The sequence below is a fragment of the Salinimicrobium oceani genome, from assembly GCF_012037645.1.
Genome location: NZ_JAAVJR010000044.1, coordinates 1 through 975, shown reverse-complemented (window position 1 = coordinate 975; position 975 = coordinate 1). Strand labels below are relative to the sequence as shown.

The 975-nt window shown below is 43.2% G+C and carries 1 protein-coding gene and 1 pseudogene; one reads left to right on the top strand and one right to left on the bottom strand.

Annotated elements, in window-relative coordinates:
- Positions 1-253, top strand: a pseudogene (locus HC175_RS15240) (hypothetical protein); the annotation flags it as partial.
- 164 nt (positions 254-417) lie between these two features.
- Here HC175_RS15240 and HC175_RS15235 read toward each other — a convergent pair.
- Positions 418-975 (bottom strand): nucleoside recognition domain-containing protein (locus tag HC175_RS15235; RefSeq protein ID WP_317172322.1); only part of this gene is annotated, 558 nt, incomplete at its 5' end.

The following is a 975-nucleotide window of genomic DNA, read 5'->3' as shown; positions in this document are numbered from 1 at the left end:
CGATTTTTTAGGAGTCATTTCAGATTCCCGTTGCCCTAAAGAAGTTACCTGTATTTGGCCCGGGGAAGCAAAGGTCCTGCTGGGAATTACAAAGAATGGTAATTATTCTGAGAAGGAAATAGTGATAAGGGAAGGTGGAGCAGAAATTTCAGTGGCTAAGGATGTTTTCGTGCAGTTTTCACAGCTTAGGCCCTATCCTGAAACAGGAGTCAAAATACCTGCTGATGCATACTGCATGTCATTTCTGCAGTGATTCCGGAAGATTAATGACAGCTTCCGCAGCTGGTCTCACAGGCTTTGCCGCTTTTTTTCTTGCTTCCGAAGATAAATTTAGGTTTATAGACGAATTTCGTAAACATATATCCCACCGCTATTGCGAAGGTGATAAAGACTAATATTTCCTGAAGTAGTTCCATCTTATTTTAATGTTTGAAAAGCAATAAGAGCTGCCAAATAAGCTATTGCCGTCATTGTTACTAACTGGTACATAGGCCATTTCCAGGTGTTGGTCTCCCTTTTTACAATTGCCAGAGTACTCATGAAATGCATGGCAAAGGCATAGAAAAGCAGCAAACTAATTCCGCTTGCGAAGGTGAAGAGAGGTCCGCCAAGGATTTGATTGGTTTCTGAAGCCATCCTCGCCTTGATCGTTTCTTCTTCATCACTGCCCACACTGTAAATCGTAGCCAGGGTGCCGACAAAAACTTCCCGTGCCTCAAAAGAACTCACAATAGCTATTCCAATTTTCCAGTCATAGCCGAGAGGTGCCACGGCAGGCTCGATGGCCTTACCAATATTTCCAATATAGGAATGCTGTAATTTATACGAAGCCACCATTTCATCCAGTTCTGCATCCGGTAAATTGGCTTCAATATTCTGCGCTTCCACAATTTCACGTGCGTTGCTAAAGTTATCTCCCGGTCCATAGCTGGCCAATACCCAGAGAATGATGGAGATTGCAAGAATGATCTTTCC